The organism is Variovorax sp. GW823-FHT04B03 (genome assembly GCF_058796495.1).
Genome location: NZ_JBXAIT010000005.1, coordinates 199,666 through 219,331, shown reverse-complemented (window position 1 = coordinate 219,331; position 19,666 = coordinate 199,666). Strand labels below are relative to the sequence as shown.

At 69.6% G+C, this 19,666-nt stretch carries 19 protein-coding genes; 4 read left to right on the top strand and 15 right to left on the bottom strand.

Features of this window, described 5'->3' with window-relative positions; genetic code table 11:
• Position 1 precedes the first annotated feature (1 nt).
• Genes AC1RAD_RS22025 through AC1RAD_RS22005 form a run of 5 tightly spaced genes read right to left on the bottom strand, consistent with a single transcriptional unit; the run spans position 2 to position 5,346 of the window.
• Positions 2-1,147 carry a CaiB/BaiF CoA transferase family protein gene (locus AC1RAD_RS22025; RefSeq protein WP_492737180.1) on the bottom strand — a complete coding sequence of 382 codons (1,146 nt, stop codon included), beginning with the start codon at positions 1,145-1,147 and terminating at the stop codon, positions 2-4.
• The gene (locus AC1RAD_RS22020; protein ID WP_082818305.1) at positions 1,144-1,590 is read right to left on the bottom strand and encodes a PaaI family thioesterase; all 447 of its coding nucleotides are present in this window, start codon (positions 1,588-1,590) and stop codon (positions 1,144-1,146) included. The genes AC1RAD_RS22025 and AC1RAD_RS22020 overlap by 4 nt, the downstream gene beginning before the upstream one ends.
• A 15-nt stretch (positions 1,591-1,605) precedes the next feature.
• A complete protein-coding gene (locus AC1RAD_RS22015; protein WP_492737178.1) occupies positions 1,606-2,574 on the bottom strand; it encodes a tripartite tricarboxylate transporter substrate binding protein in 969 nt (322 codons plus the stop codon).
• Between the two features lie 36 nt (positions 2,575-2,610).
• A complete protein-coding gene (locus AC1RAD_RS22010) occupies positions 2,611-3,600 on the bottom strand; it encodes a Bug family tripartite tricarboxylate transporter substrate binding protein (protein WP_390348099.1) in 990 nt (329 codons plus the stop codon).
• A 33-nt stretch (positions 3,601-3,633) separates the two neighbouring features.
• On the bottom strand, positions 3,634-5,346 hold the full coding sequence (locus AC1RAD_RS22005; RefSeq protein WP_492737176.1) for an acyl-CoA dehydrogenase family protein: 1,713 nt from the start codon (positions 5,344-5,346) through the stop codon (positions 3,634-3,636).
• A 90-nt stretch (positions 5,347-5,436) separates the two neighbouring features.
• Here AC1RAD_RS22005 and AC1RAD_RS22000 point away from each other — a divergent pair, with 90 nt between their 5' ends.
• On the top strand, positions 5,437-6,333 hold the full coding sequence (locus AC1RAD_RS22000; RefSeq protein WP_492737174.1) for a LysR family transcriptional regulator: 897 nt from the start codon (positions 5,437-5,439) through the stop codon (positions 6,331-6,333).
• Here AC1RAD_RS22000 and AC1RAD_RS21995 read toward each other — a convergent pair whose 3' ends face one another.
• The 7 genes from AC1RAD_RS21995 to AC1RAD_RS21965 all read right to left on the bottom strand — a co-directional run bounded on the left by AC1RAD_RS21995 (position 6,334) and on the right by AC1RAD_RS21965 (position 13,259).
• The gene (locus AC1RAD_RS21995) at positions 6,334-7,377 is read right to left on the bottom strand and encodes a serine/threonine protein kinase (protein ID WP_492737172.1); all 1,044 of its coding nucleotides are present in this window, start codon (positions 7,375-7,377) and stop codon (positions 6,334-6,336) included.
• A 33-nt stretch (positions 7,378-7,410) separates the two neighbouring features.
• Positions 7,411-8,529 (bottom strand): DUF2855 family protein, encoded by a 1,119-nt coding sequence (locus AC1RAD_RS21990; RefSeq protein ID WP_492737170.1) that lies wholly within the window; start codon positions 8,527-8,529, stop codon positions 7,411-7,413.
• Positions 8,530-8,718: 189 nt separating this feature from the next.
• A complete protein-coding gene (locus AC1RAD_RS21985; RefSeq protein WP_062481095.1) occupies positions 8,719-9,144 on the bottom strand; it encodes an organic hydroperoxide resistance protein in 426 nt (141 codons plus the stop codon).
• A gap of 81 nt (positions 9,145-9,225) precedes the next feature.
• Positions 9,226-9,678, bottom strand: a complete 453-nt coding sequence (locus tag AC1RAD_RS21980) for a MarR family winged helix-turn-helix transcriptional regulator (RefSeq protein ID WP_095950280.1) — start codon at positions 9,676-9,678, stop codon at positions 9,226-9,228.
• An 826-nt stretch (positions 9,679-10,504) separates the two neighbouring features.
• Entirely contained in the window at positions 10,505-11,353 is an 849-nt protein-coding gene (locus AC1RAD_RS21975) for an ABC transporter permease (RefSeq protein WP_492737168.1), read from the bottom strand.
• A gap of 11 nt (positions 11,354-11,364) precedes the next feature.
• Complete coding sequence (locus tag AC1RAD_RS21970) at positions 11,365-12,330, bottom strand: ATP-binding cassette domain-containing protein (protein ID WP_062481101.1); 966 nt, start codon at positions 12,328-12,330, stop codon at positions 11,365-11,367.
• Positions 12,331-12,368: 38 nt separating this feature from the next.
• Positions 12,369-13,259 carry a LysR family transcriptional regulator gene (locus AC1RAD_RS21965; protein WP_492737166.1) on the bottom strand — a complete coding sequence of 297 codons (891 nt, stop codon included), beginning with the start codon at positions 13,257-13,259 and terminating at the stop codon, positions 12,369-12,371.
• A gap of 105 nt (positions 13,260-13,364) precedes the next feature.
• On the opposite strand from AC1RAD_RS21965, the gene AC1RAD_RS21960 reads away from it, so the two are divergent.
• Together AC1RAD_RS21960 and AC1RAD_RS21955 are read left to right on the top strand one after the other, a co-directional pair.
• Entirely contained in the window at positions 13,365-14,039 is a 675-nt protein-coding gene (locus tag AC1RAD_RS21960) for a glutathione S-transferase family protein (RefSeq protein WP_492737165.1), read from the top strand.
• Entirely contained in the window at positions 14,036-15,001 is a 966-nt protein-coding gene (locus tag AC1RAD_RS21955; RefSeq protein ID WP_492737163.1) for a flavin-nucleotide-binding protein, read from the top strand. The genes AC1RAD_RS21960 and AC1RAD_RS21955 overlap by 4 nt, the downstream gene beginning before the upstream one ends.
• A 1-nt stretch (position 15,002) precedes the next feature.
• Here the strand turns inward: AC1RAD_RS21955 and AC1RAD_RS21950 are convergent, their stop codons facing one another.
• Positions 15,003-16,166, bottom strand: a complete 1,164-nt coding sequence (locus AC1RAD_RS21950) for a cytochrome P450 (RefSeq protein WP_492737161.1) — start codon at positions 16,164-16,166, stop codon at positions 15,003-15,005.
• Between the two features lie 83 nt (positions 16,167-16,249).
• Between AC1RAD_RS21950 and AC1RAD_RS21945 the strand changes: the two genes are divergently transcribed.
• Positions 16,250-16,945: an ArsR/SmtB family transcription factor gene (locus AC1RAD_RS21945; RefSeq protein ID WP_492737159.1), complete on the top strand. Its 696-nt coding sequence runs from the start codon at positions 16,250-16,252 to the stop codon at positions 16,943-16,945.
• Positions 16,946-16,957: 12 nt separating this feature from the next.
• Here the strand turns inward: AC1RAD_RS21945 and AC1RAD_RS21940 are convergent, their stop codons facing one another.
• The gene (locus AC1RAD_RS21940) at positions 16,958-17,980 is read right to left on the bottom strand and encodes a Bug family tripartite tricarboxylate transporter substrate binding protein (RefSeq protein ID WP_174250308.1); all 1,023 of its coding nucleotides are present in this window, start codon (positions 17,978-17,980) and stop codon (positions 16,958-16,960) included.
• A gap of 115 nt (positions 17,981-18,095) precedes the next feature.
• Positions 18,096-19,613 (bottom strand): AMP nucleosidase, encoded by a 1,518-nt coding sequence (locus AC1RAD_RS21935; protein ID WP_062481401.1) that lies wholly within the window; start codon positions 19,611-19,613, stop codon positions 18,096-18,098.
• Positions 19,614-19,666: the final 53 nt, after the last annotated feature.

Below are 19,666 nucleotides of genomic sequence, written 5' to 3'. Positions count from 1 at the left end.
GTCAGCGTGCAGCGTCGTCGTTGGGCAGGAATGCGTCGCCCGGCGTCAGCGGCGCATGGCGGTAGCTGGCCGGCGTGCGGCTGAGCTTCACGGGCGCGCCGATGCCGCGGTAGCCGCCTTCCATCTCCACCACCATCTCGCGGTGCAGCGTGTGCGGGTGCTGCAGCGCGGCCGCCACCGGCAGCACGGGCGCGGCGGGCACGCCGGCGGCCATCAGCTGGTCGACCAGCGTGCGGCCGTCGAAGGCAGCGAGCGCGGCTTCGAGCTGCTGCTTGAGGCCGTCGCGGTTCACCGAGCGCGCGCCGGCGGTGCGGTACAGCGGGTCGTCGGCCAGCGCGGGCAGGCCGATGCAGCGGCAGAAGCTCGCGAACTGGCGGTCGTTGCCCACGGCCACGAAGATCGGGTCGGTGCCCGTGGCCAGCGCGTCGTAGGGGTAGATGTTGGGGTGCGCGTTGCCGGTGCGGCGCGGCGCCGTGCCGTCCATGAACCAGTTGGCCGCGTGCGGGTGCAGCAGCGACAGGCCGCTGTCGTACAGCGCCGCCTCCACGAACTGGCCGCGTCCGCTGCGGTTGCGCTCTTGCAGCGCGAGCAGCACGCCGATCACCGCGTTGAGTCCCGTCACCATGTCGACCACCGGCAGGCCCACGCGCAGCGGGCCGCCGTCGGCCTCGCCGTTGATGCTCATGATGCCGGTCATGGCCTGCACGGCGGCGTCGTAGCCCGGCAGTGCGCCCAGCGGGCCGTCGGCGCCGAAGCCCGACACGCGGCACCACACGAGGCGCGGAAAGCGCTGCGACAGCGTCTCGTAGCCGATGCCCCAGCGCTCCATCGTGCCGGTCTTGAAGTTCTCGATCAGCACGTCGGCCTCGGCCACGAGCGCCAGCAGCGCCTCGCGGCCTTCCTCGGTCGAGAAGTCCAGGTGCTGCACGCGCTTGTTGCGGTTCAGCCCGTGGTAGTACGAGGCCACGCCTTCCTTGAAGGGCGGGCCCCAGGTGCGCGTGTCGTCGCCCTGCGGCGGCTCGACCTTGAGCACGTCGGCGCCGTGGTCGCCGAGGATCTGGCCGCAGTACGGGCCGCCGAGGATGCGCGAGATGTCGAGCACGCGGATGCCCGCGAGGGCGCCGGTCGAAGAAGGGGCGGTGGTCATGGGGTGGACTCGGAAGAAGAGGGAGCGGTGCGCGGCACCAGCTTGAAGGTGCCGGTGGCCAGCGCGAGCAGCTCGCCGTCGGCGTTGCGCGCCTCGCCGCGCGCGAAGCACATCGCACGGCCGCGCCGTTCGCACACGGCGGTGGCGATCACGTCGCCGGCGCAGGGCGCGGTGTAGTGCACCGTGATGTCGACGGTGACCACGCCGAAGGCCGTGGGCGCGTGCGAACGCACGGCGCTGGAGAGCGCGCAGTCGAACAGCACGGCGATCGCGCCGCCGTGCACGTCGCCGCGGCTGTTGGTGTGGTCCGCGCTGTAGGGCATGCGCACGCGCGCGCGCTCGTCGCCGATGGCCTCGCCGCGCAGCGCGAAGGCGCGGGCCATCGGCATGGGCAGGCCGAACAGCACGCCCGGTGGTTCGTCGACGAAAGCGGTGTCCGACATGGTGTGCGTGGGGGGTCAGTCGAGCAGGCCGCGCTGGCGCAGGCGCGCCACGCGTTCCTTCTCGCGCGCGGTCGTGGCCAGCGCGTAGCGGCGGTACTGCTCGGGGTCCATCGCGTTGGTCTGCTGGTTCAGCTGCTCCAGCACGCGCAGGCCGGCGGGCGATGCCAGCGCCTTGCGGAAGGCGTCGTGCACGGTCTTCACGCGCGCCGGGTCCATGCCGGCGGGGCCGGCGATGCCGTAGGGCGAATCGATGACCGCGTCCACGCCCTGTTCGCGCAGCGTGGGCACCTGCGGGTAGCGCTTGACGCGTTGCGGCGTGAGCATCACGAGGTAGCGCATCTTGCCCGCGTCGATGTGCGGCACGGCCACGCCCGAGAGCGGCGCGGCGTCGATGTGGCCGCCGAGGATGGCGTTGGTCACTTCGGCGTCGCCCTTGAAGGGCACCATGTTGAGCTGGACCTTCGCCATCTCGGCGGCTTCGTCCATCACGATGCGCGGCGTGCCCACCGCGCCGGTGGCGCCCACGTTGAGCTTGCCCGGGCGGCGCGCGGCATCGGCCGCGAAGTCCTGCCAGGTCTTCCACGGCGCGTCGGCCTTCACGGCAAGGCCGAAGGTGTAGTCGGACAGCATCACCACGTACGAGAAGCTGCGCGCGGGGTCGAAGGCCACCTTGTTGATGAAGGGCTCGCGGTACACCGAGGCCGGCAGCACGGCCAGCGTATAGCCGTCGGGTGCGGCGCGCACCAGCGCGGCGGCGCCGTTGGTGCCGCTCGCGCCGGGGCGGTTGTCGAGCACCACGGGCTGGCCGAGGGCCTTGCCGGCTTCTTCTGCCACGGCGCGCAGGTGCTGGTCGGTGGGACCGCCCGCGGCATACGGAACGATCAGCGTGACGGGGCGTTGCGGGTAGGTCTCTGCGGTGGCGGCGCCGGCTGCGGTGAACAGCGCGGCGAGGGCGAGCAGGCGTGACAGCCGTTGCGTCTTCATCTTCTTGTCTCCTTGTTTTCTTGTGTGTCGTGGCGGTCAGTCGAGCTGCGCGCCGGACTTCTTCACCACGTCCTTCCACTTGGCCGTTTCGCTGCCGATGAACTGCGCGAGCTTCTGCGGCGAGGTGTCCGCCGTGGCTTCCAGGCCCTGCGCGGCGAACATCTGCTTGACCTTCGGCGAGTTGAGCACCTCGGCGAACGCGTGGTTGAGTTTGGTCACGCGGTCGGCCGGCGTGCCGGCCGGCGCGACGATGCCGAAGAACACGCTCACGTCGTAGGGCTTGTGCAGCTGCTCGGTGATGGTGGGCACCTCGGGCAGCGCCTGCGAGCGGGCCGAGGTGGCCACGCCCAGCGCGCGCAGCTTGCCGGCCTTGACATAGGGCAGCGCGGTGAGGATGTCGGTGAAGGTCATGCTGACCTGGTTGCCCAGCAGGTCGTTGAGGGCCGGGCCCGTGCCCTTGTAGGGCACGTGCAGCAGGTCGGTGCCGGCCACCGAGTTGAACAGCACGCCCGCCAGGTGCGACGAGGCGCCGTTGCCCGACGAGGCGTAGCTGAGCTTGCCCGGGTTGGCCTTGGCGTAGGCGACCAGCTCGGCCACGTTCTTCACCGGCAGGGCCGGGTTCACCACCAGGATGTTCGGCAGGTAGCCGACCTGGATCACGGGCGCGAAGCTCTTCGTCGGGTCGTAGCTGATCTTGCGGTACAGGCTCACGTTGATGGCCAGCGGGCCCGAGGTGCCGAACAGCAGCGTGTGGCCGTCGGCCTCGGCGCGTGCCACGTAGTCGGCACCGATGTTGCCGCCCGCGCCCGCGCGGTTCTCCACGATCATGGGCTGGCCGAGTTTGTCGCGCAGCTCGGCGGCGAGCGTGCGCGCCATCGCGTCGGTCGGGCCGCCGGGCGGGAAGGGCACGACCAGCGTCATGGGCTTGGTCGGGAAGGCGCCGGGCTGGGCCTGCGCGGCGGGCGTGGCTGCCAGCAGCAGCGCGGCGCAGGCGGTGCCCAGGAGGAGGCTGAGTCGTTGTCGCATGGGGTCTTGTCTCCGTTGTTCTCGAAAAGGGGCTCAGGCGGCCGTGCGCACGAGCGCGGCGTGCCAGTCGGCGGGCAGTGCGTCGGGTGCCAGCGGGTCGCGCGGCAGCACGCGGTGCAGCAGCACCAGCTGGGCCCAGCGCAGGCGCGCGGCGGAGCCGCCGGCCGAGGCCTCCCAGGCCATCGCGGCGGCGCTGGTGCAGTGGTACAGCGCCGAGGCGGCCTGGCGCGCGAGCACGTCGCCGCCTTCGCGCGCGGCGGTCTCGGCCAGGGCGCAGGCGCGCGCCATGGTGTCGCGCAGCGCGGCGGCGAAGGCCGGTGTGAGTTCGGTGGCGTTGCTGATCAGTGACTCGACGTGCGCGCGCAGCACGGGCAGCGAGCCTTCGCGCTTCACGGCGCGGATCACGTCCAGCGCCACGATGTTGCTGGTGCCTTCCCAGATCGAGCCCAGGTGCGCGTCGCGCACGAGGCGCGGGTCGCTCCACTCTTCGATGTAGCCGCAGCCGCCGCGCACTTCCATCGCGTCGCCCGTGACCTGGCGCGCATCGCGGCAGGCGCGGAACTTGATGAGCGGCGTGAGGATGCGCAGCAGCGCGTACGCATCGGGCTCGCCGGCGTCGGAGCGCGCGAGCGCCTGCGCGGTCTGGCAGACCATGGTGCGGGCCTGCTCGGACGGCACGCGCAGCTTGTCGAGCTGGCGCTGCATCAGCGGCATCTGCTCGAGCGCGCGGCCGAAGGCGCGGCGCTCGGAGGCGATGTACTCGGCCTCGGCCACCGCGCGGCGCATCAGGCCGGCGGAGCGCACGCCGTTCGACAGGCGCGAGTTGTTGACCATGTCGGCCATCTGCTGGAAGCCGCGGCCTTCCTCGCCCACGAGGTAGGCCACCGCGCCTTCGAGGCGGATCTCGCCGCTGGCCATCGAGCGCGTGCCCAGCTTGTCCTTGAGGCGGATGATGCGGTAGTGGTTGAGGCTGCCGTCGTCGAGCTCGCGCGGCAGCAGGAACAGCGACACGCCCTTCATGCCCGCGGGCGCGTCGTCGGCGCGCGCCAGCACCATCGCAAAGCCGGCGTCGGGGTTGGAGCAGAACCACTTGTCGCCGGCCAGGCGCCAGCTGCCGTCGGCCTGGCGCTGCGCGGTGGTGGCGGTGGCAGCGATGTCGGAGCCGGCGGCCTGCTCGGTCATGAACATCGCGCCCTGCGCGAGCTCGTCGAAGTCGAGCGAGGTCAGGCGCGGCAGGTACTTGGCGACCAGCTCGGGCGCGCCGAACTTCTTCAGCGTGCGCGTGAGCGAGTCGGTCATCGAGACCGGGCAGCACAGGCCGAACTCGGCCTGCACGAACAGGTAGGTCAGCACGTACTTGACCAGCGGTGGCATCTTGCCGCTCCAGCCCAGCGTCTCGTCGCGGTGCGAGATGGCGGCCAGGCCGAATTCGCTGAGCGCCAGGCGCTCCATCTCGACATAGGCCGGGTGCTTGATGACCTTCTGCTCGTCGATGCCGGTGCGCGTGCGCTGCTTCAGCGTGGGCGGGTTGCGGTCGGCGGTGCCGGCCAGGTCGTCCAGCAGGCCGCCCGCCAGGCCGCCCAGGCGCTCGAAGTGCGGGCGCATGTGGGTGCGCAGGGCCTCGGGCAGGTACAGCGCGAGCAGCGTGTGCAGCTCGGTGTCGGTGGTGAAGAGGTTCTGGCCGTGGCGATCGGGGATCGGGTGCGCGGTCTGGTGCGCGGCGGCTGTGGCTGCGGATGTAGGCATGCGGGCGTCTCCTGGTTCGCCGCATTGTTGAGTTGGCAACGATCCGTGTCTAATATTGATTTGGTCTTGTACGATTTGATCTAACTATTCATGGAACTGCGGCACCTGCGCTACTTCTCCGTGCTCGCCGAAGAGCTGCACTTCGGGCGCGCCGCGCGGCGGCTGGCCATTTCGCAGCCGCCGCTGTCGGTGGCGATCCGCCAGCTCGAAGACTCGGTGGGCGCGCGCCTGTTCGAGCGCAACAGCAAGGAAGTGCGGCTCACGCCGGCGGGCGAGGCGCTGCGCGTGTCGGCGCGGCGCGTGCTGCTGCAGGCCGAAGAGGCCGCACTGGAGGCGCGTGACGTGGCCACCGGTTCGGCAGGCCGGCTGCGCATCGGCTTCGTCGGCGCCATGCTCTACCGCGGCCTGCCGCCCGCGCTGCGCGCGTTCCAGGCGCGGCATCCGGCGGTGCGCATCACGCTGAGCGAACTCAACTCCGGCGTGCAGATCGCCGAGCTGCTGCACGACCGGCTCGACCTGGGCTTTGTCCACACCAGCCGCATGCCGGCCGAGCTGCAGCACCGGCTGCTGCTGTCGGAGCCCTTCGTGGCCTGCCTGCCCGCGGGCCATGCGCTGGCGCGCAAGCGCGTGCTGGCGCCGGCCGACCTGCGCGCGCAGCCCTTCGTGCTGTTCTCTCGCGAGGCCTCACCCGATTACCACGAGCGCATTCTGTCGATCTGCGCCGACGCGGGCTTCCTGCCCGAGGTGCGCCACGAGGTGCGGCACTGGCTGGCCGTGGTGTCGCTGGTGTCGCAGGGCATGGGCGTGGCGCTGGTGCCGCAGGCGATGCGGCACTCGGCGCTGCGCGGCGCGGTGTTCCGCCCGCTCGACCGCGCGGTGGCGCAGTCGGAGGCCTACGGCGTGTGGCGCACCGGGCCGGTCAATGTGCTGGTCGAGCGGCTGCTCGAAGGCGTGGCGCAGAGCCTGGCCGCGAACGCCGCCGGGTGATCACGCGTACAGGGGCTCTTCGGCCATCTGCTCGCACTGGTCTTCCAGCACGAGGATCTGGCCCTTCCAGTAGTCGCTGGAGCCGAACCACGGGAAGTTGATCGGGAAGATCGGGTCTTCCCAGCGGCGTGCCAGCCAGGCGCTGTAGTGGATGAGCCGCAGCGTGCGCAGCGGCTCGATGAGCGCCAGCTCGCGGCGGTCGAATTCGCGGAACTGCTCGTAGCCGTCGAGCAGGCCCGACAGCTGCGCCGTGCGCTGCGCGCGGTCGCCCGACAGCAGCATCCACAGGTCTTGCACCGCGAAGCCCGTGCGCGCGTCGTCCAGGTCGACGAAGTGCGGGCCACCGCCGGGGCGGTCGGTGGGCGTCCACAGGATGTTGCCGGGGTGCACGTCGCCGTGCAGGCGCAGCTTGCGGGGCTTGAAGTCGGAGGCCGGCGGCTGCAGCGCCAGGGCGGTGGCGCGGACCATGTCCAGCGCCTCGTTGCAGATCTTTTCCCAGTCGCGCTGCATGTCCAGCGGGATCTTGTCGTTCTCGAGCAGCCAGTCGCGCGAGTCCAGCCCGAAGGTCTGCAGGTCGAGCGCGGGGCGGGCCTCGAAGGGCTTGACGCTGCCCACCGTGTGGATGCGCGCCAGGAAGCGGCCCACCCATTCGAGCACCTCGAAGTTGTCCAGCTCGGGCGCGCGGCCGCCGCGGTAGGGGCTCACGCTGAAGGCAAAGCCGGCGTGGTGGTGCAGCGTCTTGCCGTCGAAGGCCAGCGGCGGCACGGCCGGCACCTCGCCGGCGGCCAGTTCGAGCGAGAAGGCGTGCTCTTCGAGGATCTCGGCCTCGCTCCAGCGGCCGGGGCGGTAGAACTTGAGCACCACCGCAGGATGGGGGTTCGGGTCTTCCAGGTAGACCTGGTAGACCCGGTTTTCATAGGAGTTCAGGCCGGTGAGGCGGCCGTCGCCGTGCAGGCCGAGTGTCGCGAGCGCGTCGAGCACCACGTCGGGCGTGAGGCTCTCGTAAGGATGGGTGTTCGCGGGCGCGACAGAAGAAGGGGTCATGCGGCGATTGTCGCCACATGGGCCCCGTGCGGGTCAGCGAGCGCCCGCTTGTTTGTAAAGCGAAAGGATATGGCCCGTGCGCGGGTCGCCCTTGCCGGCCAGCACCTGCGCGTAGGCGGCCTGCACCGCCTCGCCGCCGTGGTGGTGCTCGGTGTGCAGCCAGGGGTTGCTGGCGTCGGTCACGGTGGCCAGGAAGCGGTGCCACGCGGCTACCATGCGCCGCCCGAACTCGTCGGCGCCCCATTCGGTGGTGCGCTTCTTGATCTGCGCCGGCGCGAAGAACAGCGTGGCGCGCGGGCCGGTCAGGCTCTTGCCCGCGCCCTTGGCGGCGAGCTGCTCCACGTGCGTGCCGCCGATCGAGCTGCTGTACTTGAGGTTGGTGAAGCGCTCGTGGATCGCGGTGCGCAGCTCGCCGTTGCCGGCGAAGTCGATGTACACGCAGGGCGTGTCGGCCGCGATGGTGTCCAGCGCGTCGTAGGTCACCACGCGGTCGTAGCAGCCCAGGCTCTGGCAGAACGCCACGTTGGCGGGCGAGGTGAGGCCGACCACCTCGATGCCGTCGCGCTGGTGCAGCTGGAAGGCCGTGCCGTAGGCTGTCTTGCTCGAGGCGCTCGACAGCAGCATGGTGGTGGCGCCGAAGAAGTCGTTGTCGGCCATGAAGTCGTCGATGAGCCACGAGGTGATGAACAGCGGGCGCAGCAGCGCCTGCAGGTCTTCGGTGTCGGTGGTGTACAGCGGGTCGGCGTTGCAGCGGAAGTACTGGTTGTAGACCGCGGGCAGCTCGGCGCGGTGCGGCGCCGCGTCGGTGAAGCGCGACGGCGAGAGCCGGTCGGGGCTGAGCACCGCGCTCGTGGACATCGGCCAGTAGCCGTAGATCCGTTCGCCCACGGCCACGCCCGGGTGCTGCGACTGCACCACGCTGGCGAAGCCCCACACCGGGATGCTGCCCCAGCCTTCTTCCTCGGAGGGAAAGAACTGCCAGTAGCTCATCGCATCGCCGAAGGCGGCGTAGGTGATGTTGTTGGAGGTGAGCGCAAAGCTGTCGATGCGCACGCGCACCTGGCCGTCGGCCAGCGGCCGGTCGGTGGTGTCGGTGTGCAGGCGCGTGGTGGCCAGCTGGTCTTTGCGGATCAGGAGGTGGGTGGTGCTCATGGGGTCGATCTCCACGGATGTGTGTTGAAGACGGGTGGCGGGACGGGCGAGACGTGCGGCCACATTAGCCAAGCTTGGTGAAAGGCGCTATCTCGGCGTGCGTTTCGGCGTCACCCGTGAGACAGACATGAAAAAAGCGCCCGGGCTTGTGGCCGGGGCGCTTTGTTTCACGAAACCGTCAGAGCGGAATCAGACGATGGTCAGTTCCACGTCGATGTTGCCGCGGGTGGCGTTCGAGTACGGGCAGACCTGGTGGGCGGTGTCGACCAGCAGCTTCTTCTGTGCGTCGTCGAGGCCGGGCAGCGAGATCGCCAGTTGCACCGAGATGCCGTAGGCCGCGCCGCCGTTCGTCGGGCCGAGGGAAACCTTGGAGTCGATGGCGACTTCTTCCGGCACCTTGACGCTGATCTTCGGGCCGACGGCCTTCATGGCGCCGATGAAGCAGGCGGCGTAGCCGACCGCGAACAGCTGCTCGGGGTTGGTGCCGGGCTTGCCCGAGCCGGGCGAGCTCAGCTTGACGTCGATGGCGCCATCGCTGGACTTGCCGGCGCCGTCACGGCCGCCGACGGTGTGGGCTTCTGCGGTGTAGAGAACTTTGTCGAGCTTGGTGGTCATGGTGATTTCCTTTGGTCAGGGGAGTGGTGATGAAAGGGCTTCTTCTCACGAAGCCGGGGAGAACTCTGGATGGGTTGTGTGTCAGGCGGCTTTGCGGATGCGGTCGCGCAGGGTCTGGATCTGTTGCGTGAGGGCGATCAGCTCGGGGACGGAGCATTCGGCGGCGGCCATGAGGCATTCGGGGACGTTGGCGGCACGGGACTTGAGTTTGCGGCCTGCGGTGGTGAGCGTGATGTGGACGCGACGCTCGTCTGCTACGTCGCGGACTCGGGCTACGTAGCCGTTGGCTTCGAGGCGTTTTAGCAGCGGGGTGAGGGTGCCGGAATCTAGAGAGAGACGCTCGCCGAGGGCGGAGACGGTGGGGCCGTCTTGCTCCCAGAGGGCGAGCATCACCAAGTATTGAGGGTAGGTGAGCTGGAGTTTTTCTAGCAACGGCTTGTAGAGGCGGGTCATTGCCAAGGAGGCGGAGTAGACGGCGAAGCAGAGCTGGTTGTCTAGCTTGAGCAGGTCGTCTGTGTTGGGTTTCGTTGGCATGGGTGGAATTGTAGTTCGCAATTCAATTGTGTGCAATGTAGTTGTTTTGGGTGACTTGGGGTGGTGGTCGTTTTGCTTCCCGAGGCCGGGACTCGCCCCGGCGGGCGACTCACTTTCTTTGCTTCGCCAAAGAAAGTAAGCAAAGAAAGGCGACCCCACTGTCTGCGTCCCTTCGCTTCGCTACGGGCAACCTGCGGTGCTCGCGTTTCGCGGGGTCTCGCAGAACTCGCTTCGCTCAAACAGCTGCGAGCCCTGATCCGCGAAACGCTGCGCTCCTCGGCGCAGCCAGAGGGGCTTCGACACCGGGCGGGCCGTCGCTTCGCTCGGCCTGGGAACTTCCAACAGCCGGATGCCACGACTGTGCTCGTGCTCGTGCTCGTGCTCGTGCTCGTGCTCGTGCTCGCATCCGCCCGCACTCATGCTGGCGCTGGTGCTCGCAGGAACATCTGCATCTGCATGAGCGCACACGCCAGCGGCTCACGCAACGACCAACGCCACTACCAATCCCCGCCGCAGCAGGCGCGCAGCGCCTGCTGCGGCCCACTGGCCGAGCGAAGCGATGGCCCGTTGGTATCCCAACCCCTTCTGTATGCGCCGAGGAGCGCAGCGTTTCGCGGATCAGGGCTCGCCCTTGTTTGAGCGAAGCGAGTTTGGGCGAGACCCCGCGAAATGTGAGCACCGCAGGTTGCCCGTAGCGAAGCGGAGGGACGCAGACAGTAGGGTCGCCTTTCTTTTGCCTACGTTTCTTTGGCGAAGCAAAGAAAAGTAGGTCGGCCGCCGGGCCGAGACCCGGCCCCGGGAAAAAACAAGACCCACGCCCCAGGAATCACCCCCGAAACCGCTTCCGAGTCAAAGCCAACGCAATCCAGAAAGCAACGACCGCATACAAAGCCAACACACCCGCATGCACCCACCACCCCTCAGGCCACCGATCCATAAACAACGGCCGCACCAAAGCAACAGCATTCGTCAAAGGCAACCAAGCAGCCACAGCACGCACAACAGAAGGCAGCTGCTCCAGCGGAAAAAACACCCCACTCAAAAACATCATCGGCGTCATGAACAACGTGAAGTAGTACGTAAAAAAGTCATACCCCTTCGCCAACGCATTGAAGATCAACGCCACCGAAGAAAACGTGATCCCACACCCGATCAACACCATCCAAGCCACGATCAACTTCGGGCTGTGACTGATCCCAAGCCCAAGCATCACAAACAAGATCGCAGTCACAGTAAAAATCGACTTGAACGCCGCCCACAACATCTCGGCCAGCACGATGTCATCCAGCCCCACCGGCGCATTCATGATCCCGTCCCAAGTCTTCTGCACATGCATCCGAGAAAACGCCGAATACAGCGCCTCGAAGCTCGCCGCATTCATCGCGCTCATGCAGATCGACCCACTCGCCAGGAACAGGATGTAGGGCACCTGCGTGCCATCCACCGTCACCTGCCCAACGAGAGCGCCCATCCCGTAGCCAAACGCCACAAGCCAGATCAGCGGCTCCGCGATGTTCCCGATCAGGCTAGGCAGCGCCAGCTTGCGCCACACCAGCAGGTTGCGCAAAAACACCGGCCACCATCGCATCGACAGCTCAGGCGCGCGCCACACGGAGGGTGAAGGCGGCACAGGTGTCTCGGGAGAAACGGCAGAAGAAGCAGTGGTTGTGTTCATAGAAAGAAGGCCTAGCCGTCCTGGCGAATCTGCCGACCGGTGAGCTTGAGGAAAAGATCTTCCAGATTGGCCGGCCGATGAAAGGTGCGCAGCCCGCCATGCTGCGTCAGCGCGTCGAGCAAACGCCGCGCATCCTGCGTATAGAAGAAGACGGTCTCACCGCTCACCTCCACGCGCGCAGCCAGCGCCTGCAGCTCGGCCGACCCCGCCAGCGACAGCGCCCCGTTGCCATACACCTCGACCACGTCAGGCTCCAGATGCTCGGCAATCAGATCGCGCGGACGGCCCTCGGCGATCTTGCGGCCGTGGTCGAGCACCAGCAGACGCGAACACAGGCGCTCGGCCTCGTCCATGAAGTGCGTGGTCAGCAGGATCGACTTGCCCTGCTGCAGCAGCACCTGCAACCGCTCCCACATCAGGTGCCGCGCCTGCGGGTCAAGCCCGGTGGTGGGCTCGTCGAGCAGCAGCAACTTGGGGTCGTTCACCAGCGCGCGCGCCAGCGACAGGCGCCGGCGCATGCCGCCCGACAATTCGCCGGGCTTGGCGTCGGCCTTGTGCGAGAGCGCTGCGAACTCCAGCAGCTGCGGCACGCGCGCGCGCACGTGCGCCTTGCTGAAACCGAAGTAGCGGCCATACACCACGAGGTTCTCGGCGCAGCTGAAGTCGGGGTCGAGGGTGTCGAACTGCGACACCACGCCCAGCTGCGCCTTGATGGCCAGCGCGTCGCGCGGCATCTGCAGGCCCAGCGCCTCGATGCTGCCGCCGTCGGGGGCGGTGAGGCCCAGGCACATGCGGATGGTGGTGGTCTTGCCCGCGCCGTTCGGCCCGATCACGCCCAGGCACTCGCCGGGCGCGATCTCGAACGAGAGGTCGTCGACGACCGTGGTCTCGCCGTAGCGCTTGCGCAGCCCACGGACCTGGAACAACGGGGAAGAAGACGAAGAGGAAGGCGAGGAGGGGGTGGTGTGGGATGGCACGCGGCCATTCTGACGCAGCCGGCCGATTGGCGCAGCAGCTACATGCGCAAGCCGCTGAACTCGGTTTTCATCCAGTCGATGAAGGCCCGCGTGCGTGCCGGCAGCAGCCGCGCATTCGGGTAGATCACGCTCACGGGCCGGGGCGCGGGCTCGTAGTCTTCGAGCACCAGCTGCAGCCGGCCCTGCGCCACGTGCGGCAGCACCTGGTAAGAGAAGAAGGTGCCGAAGCCCATGCCCGCGGCGCAGGCCTCGATGGCGGGCGCGAGGTGGTTGAACTCCAGGCGGTTCTCGGGCGTCACGTGCACGGTCTTGCCGCCATCGCGGAACGCCCATTGCGGCGGTGCATCGATGCGCCCGCGCACGCAGGGCGCACCCGCCAGGTCGCGCGGATGGCGCGGCACGCCGTGCTGCGCCAGGAAGGCGGGGCTGGCCACCACCACGCGGCGGATGGTGCCCAGCGTCTGCGCCACCAGCGACGAGTCTTCGAGCGGGCTGATGCGGATGCCGACGTCGATGCCTTCTTCGAGCAAATTCACCGTGCGGTCGTGCAGCCGCACGCTGCAGCGCACCTTCTCGTGGCGCTGCATGAAGCGCACGATGGCCGGCGCCACGTACATGTGGCCGAACAGCACCGGCGCGGTGATGACCAGCTGCCCCGCCGGCTCGCGCGCCTCGGCCTTCAGCGCCTGGTCGGCGGCGTCGGCCGCGAGCAGCACCTCGCGCGCGCTCGGCAGGTAATGGCGGCCCTCCTCGGTGAGTGACAGGCGCCGCGTGGTGCGGTGGAACAGGCGCACGCCCAGGTGCGCCTCGAGCGCGGCGAGCGCGCGCACCACGGCGGGCAGCGAACTGCCGAGCGCCTCGGCGGCGCGGGTCAGGCTGCCCTGGTCGGCAATCTGCACGAAGGTCTGCATGGCTTTGAAGCGATCCATGGCGCGATTAAACCGGAAAACGCAGCAGTCAAATCCGGAAAAGGCTATTCATTCATTTGGTGGAAGAGAGAAGAATCGAGGCCATACCCACCCGAAGGACTCTTCATGACCGAGAACAGCACCAACACCCGCCAGCCCGCCCAGCCCGCCCAGCCCATCCAGCTCTTCGGCAGCGCCATCTCGGGCCACGTGCACCGCGTGCGCTTATTCCTCTCGGTGCTGGGCCTGCCCTTCGAGATCGTCGAGCTCAACCTGCGCCAGCGCGAGCACCGCACACCGGAGTTCCTGGCGCGCAACCCCTTCGGCCAGGTGCCGGTGATCGAGGACGGCGAGGTCACGCTGGCCGACTCCAACGCCATCCTCGTGTACCTCAACGAACGCTATGCCCCCGACCCGGCGCGCTGGATGCCGCGCGACCCGGTGGGCGCGGCGCGCGTGCAGCGCTGGTTCTCGGTGGCAGCCGGCCCGCTGGCCTACGGCCCGGCGGCGGCGCGCATCATGGTGCTGTTCGGCGTGGACGCCGACCGCACCGAGACCGTCAAGCGCTCGCACGCGCTGCTCTCGGTGATGGAGACCTGCCTGTCCGAGCAGCCCTTCCTCGCGGGCCCGTCGGCCACGCTGGCCGACATCGCGAACTACGCCTACGTGGCCCATGCGCCCGAAGGCAGCGTGTCGCTCGACGCCTACCCGCAGCTGCGCGCCTGGCTGGCGCGCGTGGAAGCCCTGCCCGGGTTCGTGCCGATGGTGCGTTCGCCGGTGGGCCTGGCGGTGGCGTCATGATCGCCGCGCCCTTCCACGCCGGCGAGCGCGCGCTGCAATCGCTCGTGGGCTCGCGCGAGCAGATGGAGGCGGTGGGCCCGCGGGTGATCCGCGACTACATGCCCGACCAGCACCGCGAGTTCTTCGCACTGCTGCCGTTCCTCGTGGTCGGCAGCCTCGATGCCGACCTGCAGCCGTGGGCCAGCATGCTCGCCGCGCCCGCCGGCTTCGCGCACTCGCCCGACGCGACGCACCTGCGCATCGACGCGCTGCCGGGCGCCGGCGATCCGCTTATGGGCCAGCTCGCGCCCGGTGCGACGCTGGGGCTTCTGGGCATCCAGCCGCACACGCGGCGGCGCAACCGCATGAACGGCACGGTCGAGGCGCTCGACGCGGCGGGCTTCATGGTCGAGGTGCAGCAGAGCTTCGGCAACTGCCCGCGCTACATCCAGGCGCGCGAGCCGGTGTTCGCCACGCCGCCGGCCAACGAGCCCGCCGTGCAGTGGCTCGACACGCTCGACCTCGCGGCTGAACGGCTCATCGGCGCCGCCGACACGCTGTTCATCGCCACGGCGTATCCCGACGCGGTGGCGATGGGCGACGTGGCCGATGCGCGCTCGCACGGCGTCGACGTGTCGCACCGCGGCGGTCGGCCGGGCTTCGTGCGCGTCGATGCGGGCGGCGTGCTCACGGTGCCCGACTTCAACGGCAACCGCTTCTTCAACACGCTCGGCAACCTGCAGGCGCATCCGCGCGCGGGCCTGCTGTTCGTCGATTTCGACACCGGTGAGCTGCTGCACCTGAGCGCCACGGCGGAGATCGTCACGGAGGGGCCTGAAGTGGCGGCGTTCGAGGGCGCGGAGCGGCTGATGCGCTTCCACGTCACGCGCGCGCTGCGCCGCCCGGCCGCGCTGCCGCTGCGCTGGGGCGAGGCAGCGTTGTCGCCGCACCTGGCGGGCACGGGGCGCTGGGCCGCGCACTGACTCAGTCGAAGACGGGAATGCGCCCGTTGACCGATGGGCGGTAGTGCCAGCCGAGCGTGTCGAGATCGGAGGCGCTGTGTTGGCGCAGCAGCGCTTCGAGGCCAGCAGCAGCCAGCGTGCAGGCCAGCGCCTGCCCAGGGCACGCATGCATGCCATGGCCGAAGCCGAGCACGCGGCGCTGCGCGCGCACGGGCATGAAGCGGTCGGGATCGGGGTTGAACACCGGATCGCGCTGCGCCGAGGCCAGCAGCACCAGCACCGCATCGCCCGCCGCCAGCGAGGTGCCGGCGATCTCGACGGGCTCGATCGCGAAGCGGCGCGTGTTCTGCACCGACGGGTCGTGGCGCGCCGTCTCCTCGACGATGGCGAGCAGCCCGTCGCGCGTGCGTGCCAGCGGGCGCAGCGCAGGCTCGCGCGCCAGCGCAACGAGGCTGTTGCCCAGCAGGCCCGCCGTGGCGTCGCAGGTTTGCGAGAGCAGGCCCACGAGGTTCGCCAGCAGCGCGCGCGAGAGCGGCGCGCTCGCCGCGCTTTCGGCCAGCACCGCCGCCAGCAGCGTGCCATCGCGTGGCGAGGCCTTCGCGCTCAGGGCTTCGAAGCGGTTCATCAGCGCGCCGGCCGCCACGCTCGCCGCCTGCAGCTGGTCGGCGTTCGACAGCGGCGAGAGGCAGGCGACGAAGTCGCGCATCCAGCGGTCCACTTGCGGCAACGTTGCCTCGTCGAAGCCAAGCAGGTGCGCCATCGCCCGCACGGGCAACGAAAACAACGCCTCGGACAGCGGCGCCTGCGCAGGCAGCTGTCGCGCCACGTCGAGCGCGGCGGCGTGCGCCGCCTGCAGGTCGAGCCCGGCCAGCGCGCGCTGCAAGGCCGGTCGGTGCGCCTGGTGCGCGGGGCCGTCGTTCATGCGCACGAGGTGGCCGAACACCTCGCCCGCCGGGCTGCCCACGATCGCGCGCGGCACGGGCTCGGCGGCGGGGCGCACGCGCAGCGCGCCGTGGGCCTGCAGCACCTGCATGACCACATCGGCGCGGCTCGCGACCCACACGCGCAAGCCCTCGTGCCACGCGAGCGGCGGGCCGTCGCGCAGCGCGGCGTAGTACGGGTACGGGTCGGCATGCGTGGCGGCGGCGACCGGATCGGCGGGGTGGGTGAGCACAGCGGTAGTCATGGCGCGCAGTGTGCGTTCGCCGCCGCCGACACACTTCGGTCGCGAACGAAGTGTGGGATGCGGCATCGCCTTAGGATGCCCGCATGGACGACACCACCGCTTCCGACTTCCAGCTCGCCCGCCTCGCCGGCGCCATCGCCGAGCCGGCGCGCGCCCGCATGCTGAACTGCCTGATGGACGGCCACGCCCGCACCGCCACCGAGCTCGCCACCGTGGCCGAGGTGGCCGCTTCGACCGCGAGCGCGCACCTCGCGCGCCTGAAGGAAGAGCGGCTGGTCGAGGTGCTCGTGCAAGGCAAGCACCGCTACTTCCGCCTGGCCAGCGACGACGTGGCCGCCGCGCTCGAAAGCCTCATGGTCGTGGCCGGCGCGCCGCGCCCCGCCGCTGCCGCCTTCCAGCCGAACACGCCGAGCCGCCTGCGCAGCGCCCGCACCTGCTACGACCACATGGCCGGCACCGCGGGCGTCGCGCTGCACGACCGGCTGCATGCGCAGGGCTGGCTCAGCGGCCTTGCGAGCGGCTCGTACGAACTCACGCCCGACGGCGCGATTGCATTGGAGAGCCTGGGCGTCGAGGTCGACGCCGTGCGCCGCTCGCGCCGCCGCTTCGCCTGCGCCTGCCTCGACTGGAGCGAACGCCGCCCGCACCTGGGCGGCGCGCTCGGCGCCGCGTGGCTGCAGCTGTCGCTGCGGCGCGGCTGGGTGCGGCAGGAGCTCGACGGGCGCGCGCTCACGCTCACGCCGAAGGCGCAGCGCGAGATGCCGGAGTTGTTTGCCTGAGGGCGAAGGCGTTCAGGCCTTCAGCTTGAGCAGATAGATCAGCGGGCCCGCCATGGCGGTGTCGAGTTCGAGAAAGCTCTCGAAGTCCTTGCCCGCCATCCAGTACGGGTCCCAGTTGTTGCGCTTGATGGTCTTCTGCCAGAGGTCGTGCGTGGTGGCGCGTTGCACCGCCTCGAGCAGCTGGCCGCGGCGGTAGGGCGGCACCTTCTTGCCGGTCATCACGCCGCGCCAGTTGGCCAGGTCGGCGTCCACGCCCTGCTGGCGCACCGAGGCGATCCCCTGGAACGGGTGCTTGGACGACACGCCGATGGCGCGCAGCTTGCCGTTGGCGATGTTCTCGGCGAATTCGCTGTAGCCCGAGATGCCGACCGCCGCCTTGCCCGTCTCGAGCGCCTCGACCACCTGCGCGCCGCCCGGGTGCGGCTGGTAGTTCAGCGACGCCGAGGCGCCGGCCACGCGCGCCAGCATGCCGGCGAACATGTGGTCCACGCCGCCCGCCGAGCCGCCCGCGATGACGGTGTTGGCGGCATCGGCGCGCAGCTGGGCGACGAGGTCCTTGGGGGTCTTGATGGGCGAGTCGGCCTTGACGGCGACCACCTCGTAGTCGCTGGTCAGGCGCGCCACGGGCGAGACATGCGCCAGCGTGACGGCGGGCTTTTGCAGCGCCACCGCGCCGACCATCACCATGCCGCTGACCAGCAGCGCCTCGGGGTCGGCGTCGTACTTCTCGACGTACTTGGCCAGCCCGATGGTGCCGCCCTTGCCGCCGATGTTCTCGTAGGTGACGGTGCCCACGGCGCCCGAGGCCAGCAGGGCGGCGCCGAGGGCGCGGCCGGTCTGGTCCCAGCCGCCGCCTTCGTTGGCGGGAATGACGATGCGCAGCTTGCTGCTCAGCGGCGCGTCGGCCGCGCGGGCGTTGCCGGCCCACAGCGCGGCCTGGCCCGCACCGGCGGCAGCGGCCGAGGCTGCCAGCCAGGTGCCGAAGCGGCGGCGGGACAGGGGAAGGGCGGCGGCAGGCGGCGAAGACGGGCGCATCGTGTTTCCAGTTGTGTACGTGACAGCCAATGATGTCCGCGAAACAAGGCAAACACGCCCTCGCCCGCACAGGGAGAAACCCTGAGGGGCGCGGAGGGGGAAAAGGCGTCGGAGCCTACTGGAAAGCCACTTCCGCGAAGCTTCGCAGCTTGCGGCTGTGCAGCCGGGTCGTGCCTTCCTGGCGCAGGATCTCGATGGCGCGCATGCCGATGCGCAGGTGCTGTTCCACGCGCTCGCGGTAGAAGTGGTTGGCCATGCCGGGCAGCTTGATCTCGCCGTGCAGCGGCTTGTCGCTCACGCACAGCAGCGTGCCGTAGGGCACCCGGAAGCGGAAGCCGTTGGCCGCGATGGTCGCGCTTTCCATGTCCAGCGCCACGGCGCGGCTCTGGCTGAAGCGGCGCTGCGGCTGGTTGCCGGGCAGCAGCTCCCAGTTGCGGTTGTCGGTGCTGGCCACGGTGCCGGTGCGCATGATCGTCTTCAGGTCAGGGCCCTCGCACTTCGTGACGTCGGCCACCGCCTGCTCGAGCGCCAGCTGGATCTCCGACAGCGCCGGAATCGGCACCCACAGCGGCAGCTCCTCGTCGAGCACGTGGTCCTCGCGCACATAGGCGTGGGCCAGCACGTAGTCGCCCAGCTGCTGCGTGTTGCGCAGGCCGGCGCAATGGCCCAGCATCATCCAGGCGTGCGGGCGCAGCACGGCGATGTGGTCGGTGATGGTCTTGGCGTTGGCCGGGCCGACGCCGATGTTGGTCATGGTGATGCCGCTGTAGTCCTCGCGCACCAGGTGGTAGGCCGGCATCTGCGGCAGGCGCGGCGGCGCGGTGCCCTGGCTGCCGTCCAGCAGGTGGGCGAAGGTGTCGCTGTGGCCCGCGGCCAGCCCGCGCCGGCGCGTGATCACGTTGCCGGGCTCGATGAAGGCGATGTACTCGCTGTTCTCGTCGGCCATGGCCTCGTGGCCCAGGCGCACGAACTCGTCGATGTAGAACTGGTAGTTGGTGAACAGCACGAAGTTCTGGAACCACTCGGGCGCCGTGCCCGTGTAGTGGCGCAGGCGGTGCAGCGAGTAGTCGACCCGCGCCGCCGTGAACAGCGACAGCGGCTGCGGCTCGCCGGGCAGCGCCTCGAAGGTGCCGTTGGCAATGCCGTCGTCCATGGCGCCCAGGTCGGGCAGGTCGAACACGTCGCGCATGAGGGCGCGGCGCTCGGCACTCATGGTGCCTTCGATGTGGTCGTTCTCGGCGAACGAGAAGTGGATCGGAATGGGCTGCGTGCTGGTGCCCACCTCGATCTCGACCTGGTGGTTTTCCAGCAGCAGGCGGAACTGGTCCAGGTAGTAGCGCGAGAACAGGTCGGGCCGCGTCAGCGTGGTCTCGTAGCGGCCGGGGCCGGCCACGAAGCCGTAGCTCAGGCCGGCGTTGGCCGGCGGCGTGTGGCGCGACACGGTGTGCGTGTGCACCCGCACGAACGGGTAGCAGGCTCGCACCCGGCCCGGCAGCGCCTCGCCGGCGACGAAGCGCAGCATCGATTCGCGCAGGTGGGCCAGGCCGCCCTGGTAGATGGCTTTGACCTGGTCGAGCGCCTCGGCGGCGTCGGTGAAGCGGGCGGGAGCGACGAAGGTGGGCATGTAGGGCATGCCGTCATTGTGCAATGCGCCCGTGTCGATGGGGAGGCCGGAAACAGGGTGAG